Below are 17,284 nucleotides of genomic sequence, written 5' to 3'. Positions count from 1 at the left end.
TCTTCGCTTCGCCCCAACCCTTCCAAGGAGTCTTGATACATGGAACATGGGACGAATTACCTGCAGTCGGCAGTGGTCTTCCTGCTCGCGGCGGTGTTCATGGTGCCGCTGGCCAAGCGCCTGCAATTGGGCGCGGTGCTCGGCTACCTGCTCGCCGGGGTGTTCATCGGCCCGTCGCTGCTGGGGCTGATCGACAATCCCGACAGCGTCGCCAGTCTCTCCGAGCTGGGCGTGGTGCTGCTGCTCTTCATCATCGGCCTGGAGCTTTCGCCCAAGCGCCTGTGGGTGATGCGCAAGCAGGTGTTCGGCGTCGGCCTCGCGCAGGTACTGCTCACCGCGCTGGCCATCGGCAGCGTCGCGGTGCTGGCCTTCGACATGCCGGTGAACACCTCCGTGGTGCTGGGCGGCGGCCTGGCGCTGTCGTCCACCGCCTTCGGCCTGCAGATTCTCGCCGAGCGCAAGGAGCTGAACAGCCCCTACGGTCGTCTCGGCTTCGCCATCCTGCTGTTCCAGGACATCGCCGCGATCCCGCTGATCGCCATGATCCCGCTGCTGGGCGCGCGCGCCGATTCGGCGGCGCCGGGCGGTGACCTGGCCCATGTCATGGAAGTGGTCGGCAGCATCGCCGTGGTGGTCATCGGCGGGCGCTTCCTGCTGCGCCCGGTGTTCCGCTCGGTGGCCCGCACCGGTCAGGCCGACCTGTCCACCGCCACCGCGCTGCTGGTGGTGGTCGGCACCGCCTGGCTGATGGAGTGGGCCGGTGTGTCCATGGGGCTGGGCGCCTTCCTCGCCGGCCTGCTGCTGGCAGACTCGGAGTACCGCCACGAGCTGGAAGCACAGATCGAACCCTTCAAGGGCCTGCTGCTCGGCCTGTTCTTCATCAGCGTGGGCATGAGCGCGGACCTCGGCCTGCTCAAGAGCGAGCCGCTGGTGGTGCTCGGCCTGACCCTGCTGCTGGTGGGGATCAAGCTGCCGCTGCTGTTCCTCATCGGCCGCCTGGCTGGCGGGTTGGACAAGGTCTCGGCGATCCGCCTCGGCGTGCTGCTGGGCGCCGGCGGCGAGTTCGCCTTCGTGGTGTTCAAGCTGGCCCTGGCCCAGGGGCTGATGGACGGCAAGCTGCATTCGCTGCTGGTGCTGTGCATCACTCTGTCCATGGCGATGACCCCGCTGCTGGTGCTGGCCCTGGCGCGCAACATCAAGCCCAAGCCCGCAGTGCTGCGCGAGCCGCCGCCCGAATACCGCCAGCTGCCGGACGACGCGCCGCGCGTGGTGATTGCCGGCATGGGCCGGATGGGTCAGGTGGTTGCCCGTATCATGCGCGCCCAGGGCGTGCCCTTCGTCGCGCTGGATACCTCGGTGGACACCATCGAGCTGACCCGCAGCTACGGCAATATCCCGATCTTCTATGGCGATCCGCTGCGCCCGGAAATCCTCCGCGCCGCCCAGGTGGAGAAGGCCGAGTTCTTCGTCGTCGCCACGGACGATCCGCAGACCAACATCGAGACCGCGCGGCTGGTGCGCAAGCTCTACCCGCACCTGAAGGTCATCGGCCGGGCCCGCAACCGCCAGCACGTCTACCACCTGCTGGACGCCGACGCGACGCCGGTGCGCGAGACCTTCCACTCCAGCCTGGAGATGAGCCGCCTGCTGCTCACCGGCCTGGGCCTGACCGAGGAGCAGGTCGCCGCGCGCATCCGCCGCTTCAAGCGCCACGACGAAGCGGTGCTGATGGCCCAGTACCGCGTCTACGATGACGAGACTGCGGTAATCCAGACCGCTCGCGAGGCGCGCAAGGAGCTGGAAACCCTGTTCGAGGCGGACCACCTGGAGGACCAGGGCATCGGCCACCACTGACCGGCCATTCCGCGCATCGATAGTGCTGGGGGCCACGCGCGCCCCGGCGCATCCTCGGGCCTTCGCAACGGAGGCCCATCGATGAGCGACTACCGCACTTTCACCCGAGAAGACCGCGACGGCGTTGCCGTGGTGAGCTTCCGTCACCCGCCGATCAACCTGGTCGACCGCGCCATGGTCATCGACCTGCTGCACCTGGCCGACGAGCTGGAACGCGATAGCGAAATCCGCGTGGTGCTGTTTCGCAGTGCCAACCCGGATTTCTTCCTTGCCCACTATGACCTCGGCAGCCAGCTGGACGCGCCGCCGATGAAGCTGCCCGCCGGCATGGCCAGCCCGCTCAGCGCGCTGTTCAGCCGTTTCAGCCGGCTGCCGCAGGTGACCATCGGCGAACTGCGCGGCCGCGCGCGGGGCGCCGGCAGCGAGTTCCTCCTGGCGCTGGACATGCGCTTCGCCTCCCGCGAGCGGGCGCTGCTCGGCCAGCCGGAAGTGGCGGTCGGCCTGCTGCCCGGTGCGGGCGGCACGGTGCGCCTTGCGCAAATGCTGGGGCGGGGCAGGGCGCTGGAGGTCTGCCTGGGCGGCGAGGATTTCGATGCGGACACGGCAGAGCGCTACGGCTGGATCAACCGGGCGCTGGCGGACGCGGAGCTGGAGGGGTTCTGCGAGGCCCTGGCGCGCCGCATTTCGACCTTCCCGGCGGCGGGCATCGCCCATGTGAAGGCGCTGGTGGAGCAGGTGACGGCGGCGGATCAGGCGGCGCTGGTGGAGGAATCGCAGCGCTTCGTCGGTGATATGTCTGCGCCGGAAACGCTGGAGCGGGTGCGCTGGATGATGGACAACGGCGGCCAGCAGGACGGGGATCTCGAGCGCGACCTGGGGGCCGCACTCGGGCGCTACCCGGACTGAATCGCTGGCGAGGACGGCTTCACGCGGTTTTCGCCAGGATCGGCTCGTTCGCTACGGCGACCAGTACCGGCCGGGCCAGTTGGTGTTTCACCGCCGGGCGCGGCTGGCGGCTGACCGAGGGGCGACGGTCGGGGATGACCACGGCCGAGCCCGGCGAGCGCAGGGTCAGCACGGCGATGCCACCGGCCAGCAGCGTGGTGGCGAGCACGACGCTGGCCAGGGCGACGTACAGCAGCAGCTCTACCAGGGAGCCAACGAGCAGCAGGAAATCGAGAATGACTTGCATGGTGGTGTCCTCTTGACGATCCGTTGGGGGCGTCTCGCGAGTAGCTTGTTCGCCCCTGCGGCCCGACTGCGGGGCCGGCGAATCTCCTGCCAGCGAGTTGATGGGGCCAAGATGCCGCGCGCGGACTATCAAGAGAACTGAATGCGTCGACTGGTGACTATCGACGTTATCGATAGCGGCTGTAAGCCGCGGATTAGAAGGGCGCCCTGGTTATTTGCGGGCGCCCGAGACCTTGGTCGGGTAGACGGTCAGAACTTCTCGCCCGGCTGCAGGAAACGCCACTGGCCGACGGGCAGCTTGCCCATGGCCACGCCGCCCAGGCGCAGGCGGCGGATCGACAGGGCGTGCAAGCCGACCGCGCGGCACATGGCGGCGATCTGGCCGGGGCGGAACTGCTTGCCAGCAAAGCGCAGGCGGGTCTCGTTCTGCCAGCTGACCTTCAGCGGCGGCAGTTCGCGGCCGTCGATCAGCATGCCGCGGCAGAGGCGCTTCAGGCCGTTGTCGGCGATCTGCCCGCTGACCTCGACCACGTACTCGTGCTCGATGTTGTCCGCCTCGTCCACCAGCCGGCGCTGCACGCCGCGGCTCTGGGTGTAGACCAGCAGGCCACTGGCGTCGGTTTCCAGCACAGTGGTGTTGAACTGGTGGCCGAAGTGTTTGCGCAGCAGGCGCTGCTGCAGGTTGTCCTCGCTCCAGCGCTTGTCCGGCGTCAGCAGTTGCTGGGCGGAGTTGGCGCCGTTGCCGCTGCCCAGGCCGACCGGCTTGTGCACGAGGATGGTCACCGGCGGAATCGGGTCGGGAGAGGCGCCCGGCAGCAGCTCGATGCGCTGGGTGTCGACCTTGAACTGCGGTTCCTCCACGCGCTGGCCGTCGACCGTGACCCAGCCACCCTCGATGTACAGCTCGGCGTCGCGGCGCGAACAGGGCAGCAGCTCGGCGAGACGCTTGGACAGGCGGATGGCTTCGGACATTTCGGGTAACCAGGCAGGGGAAAGCGTCCATTGTAACCGCAAGCCGGTGGAATGATCCGCGCGGTGTCCGGTCACAACCTCAGACCAAGCAACGAGGAAGCGCGATGCGGATCAACCTGATCGACGGCCTGGGCTGGGACCTGGACGAGCACGGCACTGGCGGCCTGATCAACCGGCGTGGCGAGAAGGTGCACCTGCGCCAGGGCGACATGGACGGCGCCTGCGGGCCCTATTGCCTGGTGATGGCGATGCTCGCCCGCAATCAGTTGGCGCGGCGCCAGGCCAAGGGGCTGGCGCCGGTGGATTCGCGAACCCGCTACGGGCGGCTGATGGAGGCGCTGAACCAGCACGAGACGCTGGTGCGCGTCGGCACCACGGGCGCCGACCTGCTGGAACTGCTCAAGGTCATCAGCGACAAGGAGTACCGCGTCGAGCGTGGTAACGGCACGCGAATGGTCGAACTGACCCGGCGGCACCTGGAGGAGAACATCCCGGTGGTGCTCGGCTTCCATGGCCGCAAGGACAGTGACATCCGCCACTGGTGCCTGGCGGTGGGGATGAGCGACGACGCCTTCTTCCTCCTCGACCCGGCCCACGACGTGCAGCGGGGATTGGCCTGGAACGCGGTGCTCACCACCCAGGCCAACGGCTCGCGTTTCGGTTATCGCTACCTCAACGCGAAGGGCACCTGGGCGGTGACGCTCAAGGAGATGGTGGCGCTGCTCTGAGCCTTTCCTGGCGAGAGTGGGCTCAGCGGGTGAAGCGGAACAGGTTGTAGCCGCCGAGCTGTTCGGGCACCAGCAGCACGAAGCCGTCGTAGGAGTTGCGCACCACGCCGACCACGTCGGTCTCGCGGGCGGCGGCTTGCTCCAGCCCGCTGTAGCCGACCTGCGGATCGTCGTTCACCGAGGCGCCGCCGACGAACACCAGTTGCTTGTCGTCCAGGCGCTGCAGGTAGCCGCTGATGCGCTGCGAGCCACTGGTCTTCTCCAGGAACAGGCCCTTGGGCGTCTGCCGCACCGAGCACTTGAAGTTCGGGTAGCCGTACAGCGCTTGCGCCTCGAGCTGCACCGAGCGGCACTTCCAGTTGCCGGTAAGGGCGGCGTCGGCGAGCGGCTCCGGGTCTTCCAGCACGATGCGGTAGAGGTTCAGCGCCTCGTTGCGGGTGGTTTCGTCCTCGCTCTGCTGGAGCTGGTCGAGCAGTTGCTTGACCTGTGCGTCGAGGGTGGTCAGGCGCTGCTGGTCGGCGGCATTGACCACGGCCGGCCAGACGACGGCCTCTTCGGCGAAGGCCAGTGGGGAGAGCAGCAGGCCGGCGGCGAGCACGGCAGCGGTGAGGGAGCAGCGTTTGGACATCGTGTGCATTCCATTGCGGGTGAATGCCCGCGGTCCATGCCGCGGACGAGGGGATCAGGGTGAAGTCTGCTCGGAGGATTCGACCGGTGGCGCGACCGGCGCCTCGCGCTCGTGGACCCAGGACATGAACAGCTCGTAGCCCAGGGCCAGCACCACCGGACCGACGAACAGGCCAATGATGCCGTTGCTGAGCATGCCGCCCAGGGCGCCGATGAGGATCACCGCCATCGGCACCTTGCTGCCCCGGCCGAACATCAGCGGCTTGAGCACGTTGTCGGAGAGGCCACCGGCCACCGTCCAGATGGTGAACAGGATGGACACCAGCAGCGAATCGTTGGTCATGAACACATAGGCGATCGCCGGCAGGGTGATCAGCACCACCGGCAGTTGGGTGATCCCCAGCAGCAACACGCCCAGGGCCAGCAGGCCGGCGCCGGGGATGCCCATGACGATGAAGCCCAGGCCGAGGATCAGCGTCTGGATGAAGGCCACGCCGACCACGCCCTGGGCCACCGCGCGGATGGTGCCGGTGCACAGCTCGGCCAGTCCCGGGCCACGGTCAGGGCCGGAGATGCGCACGGCAATGTCGCAGGCGGTGCGGCTGCCCAGCTTGCCGTAGGCCATGATCACCCCGGCGATGACGAAGGCGGCGAGGAACTGCATCAGCCCCATGCCGACGCCTGCTGCCTGCCCGGCGACCTTCTTCGCCACGCCTTGCAGGTGCGGCGCCAGTTGCTGCGCGACGCCCATGAAGTCGGTGGCGACGCGGTGCCAGAAGGGATAGACGTACTGCCCGATCACCGGCCAGTTCTGTACCGAGTCCGGTGGCAGCGGGACCTGCAGGGTGCGGTTCTGGATGGCGTGCACCAGGTCGCGCACCGAATCGGCCATGGACAGGCCGATCACCACCACCGGCACCAGCAGGATCACCAGACCCAGCACCACAATCAGGCTCGCCGCGCTGTTCGGGCGCTCGCCCAGCCAGCCGCTGAGCAACTGGTGCATGGGGTAGAGAGTGATGGCGAGGATCACCGACCAGAGCATCAGGTCGAGAAAGGGATGGAAGATGCGGAAGCAGAAAACGGCCAGCAACAGGATCAGGCCGGCGCGGATCAGCACATCGAGCAGGTTGCGCGACAGCAGCTTTTCCGGAGAGGGCAACATGGGGTGCTCCTTGCGAGTGGCCTGGGATAGGCCAAGTCCTGACTATGGGCGGACTCTGCCCGAGTGCAAGGCGCGGAGGCAATATGAGGAATCTGGAATTGCGGAGGCTTCGGTGTAACGCGGGAGTGTAGCGAGAGGGGGTAATACAGGACGCTTGACGCGGAGGAGGCGGGCAGCCTGCCGAGAGCCGGCAGGCTTGCCTGCAGATATTACTTCTTGCCGAGGCTGATGTGGCGGCTCGGTGCGCCGTAGTTCTGACCGGTCACGCCCTTGGCGATCTGCTGGATCTCACCGCCGGAGTTCAGGAAGGCCGCGATCTGGGCTTCCAGAGCTTCGCTGGTCGCGGTAGCGGCGGGGGCCTTGGGGGCTGCTTTCTGGCGGGTGGAGGGCTTGGTAGTCATATCTGCCATACCTGTCTGCGCAAATTGGCCGCCCATTGTACATCAAACGAGCACCTTTCGGGGTGGTTATGGAACGAACGGTCCCATACTGCTGCCTGAATCGTCCTTCGCGCGCTGCGCCGCGGCGGTGCTACCCTCTGCCCATTCCGGCCGTTCAGAGCCCGCCATGTCCCTGTTGTCGTCCCGCCAGCGCAATGCCCTGCGCCTGGCTCGTTCGTTCCTCGCCCCTTACCGCTGGCGCGCCCTTGGCGCCTTGCTGGCGCTGCTGTTCACCGCTGCCATCACCCTGTCCCTGGGGCAGGGCATCCGCCTGCTGGTGGACCAGGGTTTCATCACCCAGTCCGAGCAGTTGCTCACCCGCGCCATCGGCATCTTTTTCCTGCTGGTGTTATGTCTGGCGGTGGGCACCTTCGTGCGCTTCTACCTGGTGTCGTGGATCGGCGAGCGCTTCGTCGCCGACATCCGCCAGCGTGTGTTCGACCATCTGATCGAGCTGCACCCCGGTTTCTACGAGAACAACCGGTCCTCGGAGATCCAGTCGCGCCTGACCGCCGACACCACGCTGCTGCAGTCGGTGATCGGCTCCTCGCTGTCCATGGCGCTGCGCAACGTGCTGATGCTGCTGGGCGGGGTGATCCTGATGTTCTTCACCAACGCCAAGCTGACCAGCATCGTGGTCGCCTCGCTGCCGCTGGTGATCGCGCCGATCCTGCTGTTCGGCCGCCGCGTGCGTAGCCTGTCGCGGCTCAGCCAGGACCGCGTGGCAGACGTCGGCAGCTATGTCGGCGAGTCCCTCGGCCAGATCAAGACGGTGCAGGCCTACAACCACCAGGCGCAGGACCGCGCGCGCTTCGGCCGCACGGTGGAGGACGCCTTCGACACCGCGCGCAAGCGCATCATGCAGCGCTCCTGGCTGGTCAGCGTGGTGATCCTGTTGGTGCTCGGCGCGGTTGGCGTGATGCTCTGGGTCGGCGGCATGGACGTGATCGCCGGGCGTATCAGCCCCGGCGACCTGGCGGCGTTCGTGTTCTACAGCCTGATCGTCGGCATGGCCTTCGGCACGCTGAGCGAAGTGATCGGGGAACTGCAGCGAGCGGCCGGTGCCGCCGAGCGCATCGCCGAACTGCTGCGCGCGCGCAGCGAAATCCATGCCCCGGCCAGCGACCTGCTGCACCTGCCGGAGCGCATCGTCGGCAGCATCGACCTGCAGGGCGTGCGTTTCGCCTATCCGTCGCGCCCGGAGCAGTGGGCCATCGATGGCATCGACCTGCGCGTGGAACCCGGCGAGACCCTGGCGCTGGTCGGCCCGTCGGGCGCTGGTAAGTCCACTCTGTTCGACCTGTTGCTGCGCTTCTACGATCCGCAGCAGGGGCGCGTCCTGATCGACGGCCAGCCCATCGCGCAGCTCGACCCGACGGACCTGCGTCGCAGCTTCGCGCTGGTGTCGCAGAACCCGGCGCTGTTCTTCGGCACGGTGGAGGAGAACATCCGCTACGGCCGCCCCGGTGCCAGTGATGCGGAAGTCGAGGCCGCCGCCCGCGCGGCCCACGCCCACGAGTTCATCCTGCGCCTGCCGCAGGGCTACCGGACGCACCTGGGCGAGAGCGGCCTGGGCTTGTCCGGCGGCCAGCGCCAGCGTCTGGCGATTGCCCGTGCGTTGCTGGTGGACGCGCCTATCCTGTTGCTCGACGAAGCCACCAGCGCGCTGGATGCCGAGAGCGAACACCTGATCCAGCAGGCACTGCCGGGACTGATGCGCGACCGCACCACGCTGGTGATCGCTCACCGCCTGGCCACCGTGCTCAATGCCGACCGCATTGCGGTGATCGAGCACGGTCGCCTGGTGGCATTGGGGCGGCACGCCGAGCTGGTGACCAGCAATCCGCTGTATGCGCGTCTGGCGGAGCTTCAGTTCGGCCAGGCGGAACACCTGTAGGGGCGGGCCATGCCCGCGATGCGCGTCGATGACGCGCGACCGATCCGGCAACCGGCGGCAGCCATAACGCGCCAATGCGCGTAGAATGCCCGCCCCGTTCACGAGGTAAGCGTCATGGCAGTCATAGGTCGGTTCAATTCGTTGCAGGTGGCCAAGCACACCGATTTCGGTCTCTACCTGGATGGCGAAAGCCACGGCGAAATCCTCCTGCCCAAGCGCTACGTACCGAAGAACGAACCCACCGAAGTGGGCGACTGGCTCAACGTGTTCATTTACCTGGACAGCGAAGACCGCCTGATTGCCACCACCCAGAAGCCCAAGGTGCAGGTCGGCGGCTTCGCCAGCCTCAAGGTGGTGGAGGTCAACCGTGTCGGCCTGTTCCTCGACTGGGGCCTGCCCAAGGACCTGCTCCTGCCGCACTCGGAAGAGAAGCGCCCGCTGCAGGTCGGCGACTACTGCGTGGTCTACGTCTACCTCGACGAGCGCAGCCGCCGTATCACCGCCACCGCGCGCCTGGACCGCTACCTGGACAATGTCCCGGCCAACTACAAGGCCGGCCAGCAGGTGGACCTGCTCGTCGTCGAACGCACGGACCTTGGCTACAAGGCCATCATCGACGGCAAGCACTGGGGCCTGATCCACAAGAACGAAGTCTTCAAGTTCATGCGCAACGGCCTGCGCGAGACCGGCTACATCAAGGAAATGCGCGCCGACGGCAAGATCAGCCTGAGCCTGCAGCCCGCCGGCGCTGGCCTTTCCGATGCGCTGAGCGAGCAGATCCTCAAGGCCCTGCGCGAGGCCGGCGGTCAGCTGGCGCTCAGCGACAAGAGCCCGCCGGACCTGATCGCGCAGCAGTTCGGCGTCAGCAAAGGCAACTTCAAGAAGGCCATCGGCGGCCTGTTCAAGCAGGGCCTGATCGTCATCCACGACGACGGCATCGAACTGGTCTGACGGCTCAGCCGCGCCCGCGGACGATGGATTCGGCCACCGCGCAACGCGGTTCGGCCGGGGCCAGCGAGCCCATGCGCTGCAGGTCGACCGGCGTGCCGGGTTCGGCCTTCAGCCGACGACGCAGGTCGTCGAACACCCGGTCATGTTCCTTGCGAAAGCGCAGCACCGGCCCGTGGCAGACCCGCAGGCCGTGGCGGCGCAGGATGCGCGTGGCGCTGCCGGCGAAGTTGAAGGCGAGGTCGCCGGGCAGATCGAAGCCGTCCTTGAACGGCTGGCCGTCGATCTCGCCGTCCAGCTCGAACTTCACCAGCGCATCCCGGCTGGCGGCGTTCTCCACCGTATAGCTCAGGCGGATGCGGTACTGCTGGCGGTCGAGGCCGGTGCTGGAATGGATAGTGACCTCGGTGGGCGTGCTCATTATCTTCTCCTGAAGTCAGCCATTTCTCCTGGAAAGCAAAAGCCCGCGGCCTGGGCCGCGGGCATCGGCGCCGAACCTCAGAGGCTCAGCTGACCCGCATACAGACCGTAGCCGGCGGCCAGGGTCGCGGCCAGCAGGATGGCGAAGATCAGCCATTCCGCCTTGCTGAACACGCGCTCGCCACGCTCGCGCTTGGCCATGATGAACAGCACCACGCCCGGGGTGTAGAGCAGCGCCGAGAGCAGCAGGTGGTCCATGCCGCCGGCGTACACCAGCCACAGGCTGTAGATGAGGGCAATGGCACCGATTACCAGGTCCTTGCGGCGCTCGCGCAGCAGGCCTTCGTAGCCTTCCCCGCGCAGGCTCAGCAGCACGGCATAGCCGGCGGAGAACAGGTAGGGCAGCAGCGCCATGGATGCGGCCAGGTACACCAGGCTGGTGTAGGTGCTGGCGGCGAACAGGGTGACCAGCAGGAACACCTGCACCGTGGCGTTGCTCATCCACAGCGCGTTCACCGGCACGTCCTTGTCATTCTCGCGGGCGAGGAACTTCGGCAGGGTGTGGTCGTGGGCGGCGGCGTACATGATCTCCGCGCTGAGCAGGATCCACGCCAGCAGCGCGCCGAACAGCGAGACGACCAGCCCGGAGATGATCAGCACTGCGCCCCAGTGGCCCACCACGTGTTCCAGCACGTAGGCCATGGACGGGTTGGGCAGGCCTGCCAGTTGCGCCTGGCTCATCATGCCCATGGACAGCACGTTCACCAGCACCAGCAGCGCCATCACCGAGACGAAGCCGATCACCGTGGCGGTGCCGACGTCCGAGCGCTTCTTCGCGTGGCCGGAATACAGGTTGGCGCCCTCGATACCGATGAACACCCAGACGGTGATCAGCATCATGTTGCGCACCTGGCTCATCACGCTGTCGAAATCGACGTGGCCATGGCCCCAGAAGTCGGCGGTGAACAGGTCCATGTCGAACGCCACCAGGCCTATCAGGATGAACAGCACGATGGGCACGACCTTGGCGACCGTGGTGACCTGGTTGATGAAGGCCGCCTGCTTGATTCCGCGCAGAATCAGGAAGTGCAGGCCCCACAGCAGCAGGGACGAGCAGGCGAAGGCGATGACCGTGTTGCCCTCGCCGAACACCGGGAAGAAGTAGCCCAGCGCGCTGAAGATCAGCACGAAGTAGCTGACGTTGCCGAGCATGGAGCTGATCCAGTAGCCCCAGGCCGAGTTGAAGCCGATGTAGTCACCGAAGCCGGCCTTGGCATAGGCGTAGACGCCTGCGTCCAGTTCCGGCTTGCGGTTGGACAGGCTCTGGAAGACGAAGGCGAGCATCAGCATGCCGATACCGCTGATAGCCCAGCCGATCAATACGGCGCCGGGGCTGGCACTTTTCGCGACGTTCTGCGGCAGCGAAAAGATGCCGCCGCCGATCATGGAGCCGACCACCAGGGCGGTGAGCGCGGCCAAGCCGAGTTTCTGGTTGGGCGATGAAGACATGTCCCAGCCTCCTGAGTAATGGGGAACTCGAATAGTTTCGAGTTCGACCGGAGGCGCTCGGCTGATATGAATCAATAGCAGGCTAACGGTTTCTGAACGATTCCTGAACGGCAGCCATTCTCGTCCTGTCGAGTGGATTTCGTCCGGCCCGCAACTGGCAGGCCGCTGGCTGCACGGGCGCGGAGGAGAGGGTACGCATAATCACCGGCGCGCGGCCGGTACGCATCACATCATGTGGCGGAAACGGTTCCAGGCCTGCTCTACGGAGAGCCACCAGGCCGGCATGGCGCTGCCGAAGCCGGCGATCTCCAGGCGTGGGTGGTGGCGCACCACCATGTCCAGCACCGGTTCCTGCTCGGGCTTCACGTCGACGAAGAACACGTGGCGGCCTTCGTGCAGGTTGTCCTGGAAGCGGCGCACGTCGCCGCTGGGGCGCTGCAGGCCGAAGAAGCTGCTTTCCCACAGGCTGAAGCCCAGCAGCACCGCAGCGAGGAAGACCACGGGGATCCAGCCGGCCGCCGTCTGCGTCCAGCCGCTCAGGTAGCCGACCACCAGTACCAGCACGGCCAGCGCGACGCCGATCATCAGGCCGATCTTGCCCCAGTGCACCACGTCCTTCTTCATCATCGAGGGCACTTCGTGGAGGCGGTGTTCCTGCATTTCCGCGTCGCTGTCGCTGAGCACATGCATCTGTTCGATGCCGATACCGCTTTCGGAGAGTTCCTGCTCGACCTGCTCCAGGTCGTCCAGGTTGTCGCTGATGTAGTAATGCCTGTTCATGACGAACCTCATGCCCCTCGGAATGAAAGTTCCCCCCAGGGTTCGACCGCCATCTGCCGTGAAATTCGGCAAATATCCGTCGTTCGATGGTTGTCGTCGCAGATCAGTCTACCACCGCGGCGCTACGGGCTCCGGGGCGCTGCCCGGCGGTCGCGGGCTTGCCAGACGGGTTGTGGGGGCCGAGGATGCAGCTCTCATTGGAAGCATGCCGCTTTCACGCAACGGCGAACGAGGCACAGATGATCCGCGAGATTCTCAAGATGGGCGACGAGCGCCTGCTGCGCATCGCCCCACCGGTGCCCGAGTCGATGATCGGCAGCGCCGAGCTGCAGCAACTGATCGACGACATGTTCGAGACTATGCACCACGTCGGCGGCGTCGGCCTGGCCGCGCCGCAGATCGGTGTCGACCTGCAACTGGTGATCTTCGGCTTCGAGCGCAGCGAGCGCTATCCGGACGCGCCAGCGGTACCGCCGACCATCCTGCTCAACCCGCTGATCACGCCCATCGGTGATGAGCTGGAGGAGGGCTGGGAAGGCTGCCTGTCGGTGCCGGGCCTGCGCGGCGCGGTGAACCGTCATCAGCGTATCCGCTACCAGGGTGTCGATCCGCAGGGGCAGCCCATCGACCGCACCGTGGAAGGCTTCCACGCCCGCGTGGTGCAGCACGAGTGCGACCACCTGATCGGCCGCCTGTACCCGTCGCGCATCACCGATTTCAGCAAGTTCGGCTTCACCGAGGTGCTGTTCCCGGGGCTCGATCCGGGCGCGGATGACTGATCAGGTGCTAATCGAGTCGTGGGCAGGCGCAGGATTCTAACTGCGGGAGCGGCGGCGTTCAGTCTTCCTCGTCGAGCTGGTAGCGCGTCGGCACCAGGCTCTCCTTGATCTTGCGCAGATGCGGCTGGAAGTCCACGCCGCGGCGCAGGGTCACGCCTGTCGCGAGCACATCAAGCACGGTCAGCTGGATGATCCGCGAAGTCATCGGCATATAGATGTCGGTGTCCTCCGGCAGCGGGATGTCCAGGCTCAGGGTGCTGGCGCGGGCCAGCGGCGAGTCGGCGGCGGTCAGGCCGAGCACCGAGGCGCCGTTCTGCCGCGCCAGGTGCGCCACGTCCACCAGCTCACGGGTGCGCCCGGTGTAGGAAATCACCACGAACAGGTCGCCGGTGTGCGCCACCGAGGCGATCATTCGCTGCATCAGCACATCGCTCTGTGCTGACACCGCCAGGTTGAAGCGGAAGAACTTGTGCTGCGCGTCCAGCGCCACGGAGCTGGAGGCGCCGAGACCGAAGAAGTGAATCTGCCGGGCCTGGATCAACAGGTCCACGGCGCGGTCGATCAGCTTCGGGTCGAGCTGCTTGTGGGCGCTGTCCAGCGAGGCAATGGTGCTGCTGAAGATCTTGCGCGTGTAAGCCTCGGGGCCGTCGTCGGCGGCCACCGCCTGGGTCACGAAGGCCGCGCCGCTGGCCAGGCTCTGGGCCAGCTGGATCTTCAGCTCCGGGTAGCCGCTCATGCCGAAGGAGCGGCAGAAGCGGTTCACCGTCGGCTCGCTGACGCTGGACGCCTGGGCCAGCGCGGCGATGCTGAAGCGCGTGGCCTGCTGCGGGTCGCGCAGGATCACCTCGGCGACCTTGCGCTCGGCCTTGTTCAGCTCTTCCAGACGGCTCTGGATCTGCTCCAGCAGGTTTTTCATCCTTGCTCCTTGGGCAATCGACGGTTGGCCGGGTAGGTGCGGCCAGCGGCGCTATCCTAACGTCAGGCCGGCAAGCGACCAACAGGGATGCGAAGCGGCAAAAATATGTTGTTTAATTACTACATATTTGTCTTAATGCCGGCGTGTAAGGCTAACTATCGTCCAAAATTTGGTTGGTAACAATAAATGCCTGAAGTCCGTGTTCTGCCCTGCACCCTCGCGCTGTTCGGCGCCCTGGGTGATCTCGCCCTGCGCAAGCTGCTGCCGGCGCTCTACCAGCTCGACCGCGAAGACCTGCTGCACCGCGACACCCGCATTCTCGCCCTGGCCCGCGACGACGGTGCCAGCGAAGATCCCCTGGCGACCATCGAGAGCCGCCTGCGCCAGGCCGTGCCGGCGAAGGAGTGGGACGAAACCGTCTGGGCCCGCTTCCAGGCGCGCCTGCATCACCTGAGCATGGATTTCCTCGACGCCGGTTCCTACCAGGCGCTGGCTGAGCTTGTGGGTGACGAGAAGACCCTGGTCGCCTACTTCGCTACCGCGGCCTCGGTGTTCGGCGGCATCTGCGAGAACCTCGCTGCCGCCGGCCTCGCCGAGCGCACCCGGGTGGTCCTGGAAAAACCCATCGGCCACGATCTGGAATCGTCCCGCGCGGTGAACGACGCGGTGGCGCGCTTCTTCCCGGAAAACCGTATCTACCGGATCGACCACTACCTGGGCAAGGAGACGGTGCAGAACCTCATCGCGCTGCGCTTCGCCAACAGCCTGTTCGAGACCCAGTGGAACCAGAACCACATCTCCCACGTGGAGATCACCGTCGCCGAGAAAGTCGGCATCGAAGGCCGCTGGGGCTACTTCGACAAGGCCGGCCAGCTGCGCGACATGGTGCAGAACCACCTGCTGCAGCTGCTCTGCCTGATCGCCATGGACCCGCCGGCGGACCTTACCGCCGACAGCATCCGTGACGAGAAGGTGAAGGTGCTGCGCGCGCTGGAACCCATCGCCCCCGAACAGCTGGCAACCCGCGTAGTGCGTGGCCAGTACACCGCCGGCTACATCGACGGCAAGGCGGTGCCCGGCTACGTCGCCGAGGAGAACGCCAACCCCAACAGCGATGCCGAGACCTTCGTCGCCCTGCGTGTGGATATCCGCAACTGGCGCTGGTCCGGGGTGCCGTTCTACCTGCGCACCGGCAAGCGCATGCCGCAGAAGCACTCGCAGATCGTCATCCACTTCAAGGAACCGCCGCACTACATCTTCGCCCCGGAGCAGCGCTCGCTGATCAGCAACCGGCTGATCATTCGCCTGCAGCCGGACGAGGGCATTTCCCTGCAGGTGATGACCAAGGACCAGGGGCTGGGCAAGGGCATGCAACTGCGCACCGGCCCGCTTCAGCTGAATTTCTCCGAAACCTTCCAGACCGCCCGGACGCCGGATGCCTACGAGCGACTGTTGCTGGAAGTCACGCAAGGCAACCAGAACCTGTTCGTCCGCAAGGATGAGATCGAGGCCGCCTGGAAATGGTGCGACGGCCTGATCGACGGCTGGGGGCGCCTGGGCGAGGAGCCCAAGCCCTATCCGGCCGGAAGCTGGGGGCCACAGGCCTCGGTTGCCCTGATCGCACGCGACGGGAGGGACTGGTATGGCGATCTATGAACCCCAACTGGCTGAAGGCATGGCCTGGAAGACCTGGAACAACGCCGCCGAGCAGGCTCGCGGCCTGGCCGAAGCGGTAGCCGACGCGCTGCGCGAGGCATTGATCGAACGTGGCCGCGCGCTGCTGGTGGTGTCCGGCGGACGCAGCCCGGTGGCATTCCTCGAAGCTCTGAGCGGCGCGGTGCTGGACTGGTCGAAAGTGGCCGTCAGCCTTGCCGACGAGCGCTGGGTGCCCGAGTCGCATCCGGACAGCAACGCCGGCCTGCTGCGTCGGCACCTGTTCAAGGGTGCGGCAACCAAGGCGCAATTCATCGGTATCTACCAGCCGGCAGCCAGCCTGGAAGAGGCGGCCGACAAGGCCGACCGTTACCTGAATGAACTGATGCTGCCCATCGACGTGCTGGTGCTGGGCATGGGCGACGACGGCCACACGGCTTCGCTGTTCCCCGGCAGCACCAACCTGGTGGATGCGCTGGACCCGGCTGGCACGCGCCGTTGCCTGCCGATGTGGGCACCGACCGTGCCGCACCAGCGCCTGACCCTGACCCGCGCCGTGCTGCAGGGCGCGCGGGTGCAGATCCTGGCCATCCAGGGCGAGTCCAAGCTGGCCACCCTGAGCCAGGCGCTCAGCGACAACGACGACCAGCGCATGCCCATCAATGCGTTCCTGCGTTCGCCTCTTTCGATCCACTGGTGCCCCTGAGGCACGGAGTTACCGCAATGTCTGAACAACACATCCAGCAGATCGATGCCCTCGCGCAGCGTGCTCGCATCCTGCCGGTGATCACCATCGACCGCGAGGCGGACATCCTGCCCATGGCGGATGCTCTGGCAGCCGGCGGCATCACCGTTCTGGAAGTGACCTTGCGGACGTCGCTGGGCCTCACCGCGATTCGCCAGCTGAGCGAGCAGCGCCCGGAGCTGATCGTCGGCGCCGGCACTGTGCTCGACCCGGAAACCTTCGTCCAGGCGGAAGAGGCGGGGGCGAAGTTCATCGTCACCCCCGGCTGTACCGACGAGCTGTTGCAGTACGCGGTGACCCGCCCGGTGCCGCTGCTGCCCGGCGTGGCCACCGCTTCGGAAATCATGGCGGCATACCGCCATGGCTTGCGCCGCTTCAAGCTGTTCCCGGCGAAGGTCGCCGGTGGCGTAGAGGCGCTCAAGGCGTTTGGCGGGCCGTTCCCGGAGGTGCGTTTCTGCCCCACCGGCGGCGTAGGCCCGGACAACCTCAACGACTACTACCGGCTGGCCAACGTGATGTGCGTGGGAGGCAGCTGGATGCTGCCCAAGGCCGCCATCGACAGCGGTGACTGGGCCACGGTCGAACGCCTGAGCCGCGAGGCGCTGGCGCTGCTGGACACACACTGAGCTGTCCTGATCTGGACATGCCCGGCCTCAGTGC

At 66.5% G+C, this 17,284-nt stretch carries 18 protein-coding genes; 9 read left to right on the top strand and 9 right to left on the bottom strand.

Annotated elements, in window-relative coordinates:
* Nucleotides 1-39 precede the first annotated feature (39 nt).
* Complete coding sequence (locus ABKS89_RS21340; protein ID WP_138215055.1) at nucleotides 40-1,854, top strand: monovalent cation:proton antiporter-2 (CPA2) family protein; 1,815 nt, start codon at nucleotides 40-42, stop codon at nucleotides 1,852-1,854.
* A gap of 81 nt (nucleotides 1,855-1,935) precedes the next feature.
* A complete protein-coding gene (locus ABKS89_RS21335; protein ID WP_348586987.1) occupies nucleotides 1,936-2,760 on the top strand; it encodes an enoyl-CoA hydratase/isomerase family protein in 825 nt (274 codons plus the stop codon).
* Between the two features lie 19 nt (nucleotides 2,761-2,779).
* Here ABKS89_RS21335 and ABKS89_RS21330 read toward each other — a convergent pair whose 3' ends face one another.
* Nucleotides 2,780-3,046 carry a hypothetical protein gene (locus ABKS89_RS21330; RefSeq protein WP_138215053.1) on the bottom strand — a complete coding sequence of 89 codons (267 nt, stop codon included), beginning with the start codon at nucleotides 3,044-3,046 and terminating at the stop codon, nucleotides 2,780-2,782.
* Between the two features lie 248 nt (nucleotides 3,047-3,294).
* On the bottom strand, nucleotides 3,295-4,017 hold the full coding sequence (locus tag ABKS89_RS21325) for an RNA pseudouridine synthase (RefSeq protein WP_138215052.1): 723 nt from the start codon (nucleotides 4,015-4,017) through the stop codon (nucleotides 3,295-3,297).
* A gap of 104 nt (nucleotides 4,018-4,121) precedes the next feature.
* Here ABKS89_RS21325 and ABKS89_RS21320 point away from each other — a divergent pair, with 104 nt between their 5' ends.
* Nucleotides 4,122-4,745 carry a hypothetical protein gene (locus ABKS89_RS21320; protein ID WP_348586985.1) on the top strand — a complete coding sequence of 208 codons (624 nt, stop codon included), beginning with the start codon at nucleotides 4,122-4,124 and terminating at the stop codon, nucleotides 4,743-4,745.
* Nucleotides 4,746-4,767: 22 nt separating this feature from the next.
* Here the strand turns inward: ABKS89_RS21320 and ABKS89_RS21315 are convergent, their stop codons facing one another.
* The 3 genes from ABKS89_RS21315 to ABKS89_RS21305 all read right to left on the bottom strand — a co-directional run bounded on the left by ABKS89_RS21315 (nucleotide 4,768) and on the right by ABKS89_RS21305 (nucleotide 6,947).
* Nucleotides 4,768-5,373, bottom strand: a complete 606-nt coding sequence (locus ABKS89_RS21315; protein WP_171039427.1) for a DUF4893 domain-containing protein — start codon at nucleotides 5,371-5,373, stop codon at nucleotides 4,768-4,770.
* 54 nt (nucleotides 5,374-5,427) lie between these two features.
* On the bottom strand, nucleotides 5,428-6,537 hold the full coding sequence (locus tag ABKS89_RS21310; RefSeq protein ID WP_348586984.1) for an AI-2E family transporter: 1,110 nt from the start codon (nucleotides 6,535-6,537) through the stop codon (nucleotides 5,428-5,430).
* A gap of 209 nt (nucleotides 6,538-6,746) precedes the next feature.
* Complete coding sequence (locus tag ABKS89_RS21305) at nucleotides 6,747-6,947, bottom strand: PFL_1563 family small protein (RefSeq protein ID WP_024765957.1); 201 nt, start codon at nucleotides 6,945-6,947, stop codon at nucleotides 6,747-6,749.
* A gap of 157 nt (nucleotides 6,948-7,104) precedes the next feature.
* Here ABKS89_RS21305 and ABKS89_RS21300 point away from each other — a divergent pair, with 157 nt between their 5' ends.
* Nucleotides 7,105-8,874 carry an ABC transporter transmembrane domain-containing protein gene (locus ABKS89_RS21300; RefSeq protein WP_138215048.1) on the top strand — a complete coding sequence of 590 codons (1,770 nt, stop codon included), beginning with the start codon at nucleotides 7,105-7,107 and terminating at the stop codon, nucleotides 8,872-8,874.
* A gap of 114 nt (nucleotides 8,875-8,988) precedes the next feature.
* Nucleotides 8,989-9,825: a CvfB family protein gene (locus tag ABKS89_RS21295; protein WP_081519323.1), complete on the top strand. Its 837-nt coding sequence runs from the start codon at nucleotides 8,989-8,991 to the stop codon at nucleotides 9,823-9,825.
* A gap of 4 nt (nucleotides 9,826-9,829) precedes the next feature.
* On the opposite strand, the gene ABKS89_RS21290 is transcribed toward ABKS89_RS21295, so the two are convergent.
* The 3 genes from ABKS89_RS21290 to ABKS89_RS21280 form a co-directional block, all read right to left on the bottom strand.
* On the bottom strand, nucleotides 9,830-10,243 hold the full coding sequence (locus tag ABKS89_RS21290; protein WP_348586982.1) for a DUF5064 family protein: 414 nt from the start codon (nucleotides 10,241-10,243) through the stop codon (nucleotides 9,830-9,832).
* A 77-nt stretch (nucleotides 10,244-10,320) separates the two neighbouring features.
* Complete coding sequence (gene arcD / locus ABKS89_RS21285; RefSeq protein WP_138215047.1) at nucleotides 10,321-11,751, bottom strand: arginine-ornithine antiporter; 1,431 nt, start codon at nucleotides 11,749-11,751, stop codon at nucleotides 10,321-10,323.
* Nucleotides 11,752-11,976: 225 nt separating this feature from the next.
* Nucleotides 11,977-12,531, bottom strand: a complete 555-nt coding sequence (locus tag ABKS89_RS21280; RefSeq protein WP_138215046.1) for a magnesium transporter — start codon at nucleotides 12,529-12,531, stop codon at nucleotides 11,977-11,979.
* A gap of 239 nt (nucleotides 12,532-12,770) precedes the next feature.
* Here ABKS89_RS21280 and def point away from each other — a divergent pair, with 239 nt between their 5' ends.
* Nucleotides 12,771-13,310, top strand: a complete 540-nt coding sequence (gene def / locus ABKS89_RS21275) for a peptide deformylase (protein ID WP_138215045.1) — start codon at nucleotides 12,771-12,773, stop codon at nucleotides 13,308-13,310.
* Nucleotides 13,311-13,368: 58 nt separating this feature from the next.
* Here def and ABKS89_RS21270 read toward each other — a convergent pair whose 3' ends face one another.
* Entirely contained in the window at nucleotides 13,369-14,226 is an 858-nt protein-coding gene (locus ABKS89_RS21270; protein ID WP_138215044.1) for a MurR/RpiR family transcriptional regulator, read from the bottom strand.
* Between the two features lie 186 nt (nucleotides 14,227-14,412).
* On the opposite strand from ABKS89_RS21270, the gene zwf reads away from it, so the two are divergent.
* The 3 genes from zwf to ABKS89_RS21255 are packed head-to-tail and all read left to right on the top strand — an operon-like array spanning nucleotide 14,413 to nucleotide 17,250.
* A complete protein-coding gene (gene zwf, locus ABKS89_RS21265) occupies nucleotides 14,413-15,882 on the top strand; it encodes a glucose-6-phosphate dehydrogenase (RefSeq protein ID WP_348586980.1) in 1,470 nt (489 codons plus the stop codon).
* Nucleotides 15,869-16,585 (top strand): 6-phosphogluconolactonase, encoded by a 717-nt coding sequence (pgl, locus tag ABKS89_RS21260; RefSeq protein ID WP_348586978.1) that lies wholly within the window; start codon nucleotides 15,869-15,871, stop codon nucleotides 16,583-16,585. The genes zwf and pgl overlap by 14 nt, the downstream gene beginning before the upstream one ends.
* A gap of 17 nt (nucleotides 16,586-16,602) precedes the next feature.
* Complete coding sequence (locus ABKS89_RS21255; protein WP_348586976.1) at nucleotides 16,603-17,250, top strand: bifunctional 4-hydroxy-2-oxoglutarate aldolase/2-dehydro-3-deoxy-phosphogluconate aldolase; 648 nt, start codon at nucleotides 16,603-16,605, stop codon at nucleotides 17,248-17,250.
* Nucleotides 17,251-17,284: the final 34 nt, after the last annotated feature.

Origin of the sequence: Pseudomonas sp. LABIM340 (genome assembly GCF_040017195.2) — a bacterium.
In the GTDB taxonomy this organism is placed as follows: Bacteria; Pseudomonadota; Gammaproteobacteria; order Pseudomonadales; family Pseudomonadaceae; genus Pseudomonas.
The sequence above is the reverse complement of the archived record's forward strand: the minus strand, read 5'-3'. Positions and strand labels throughout refer to the sequence as shown.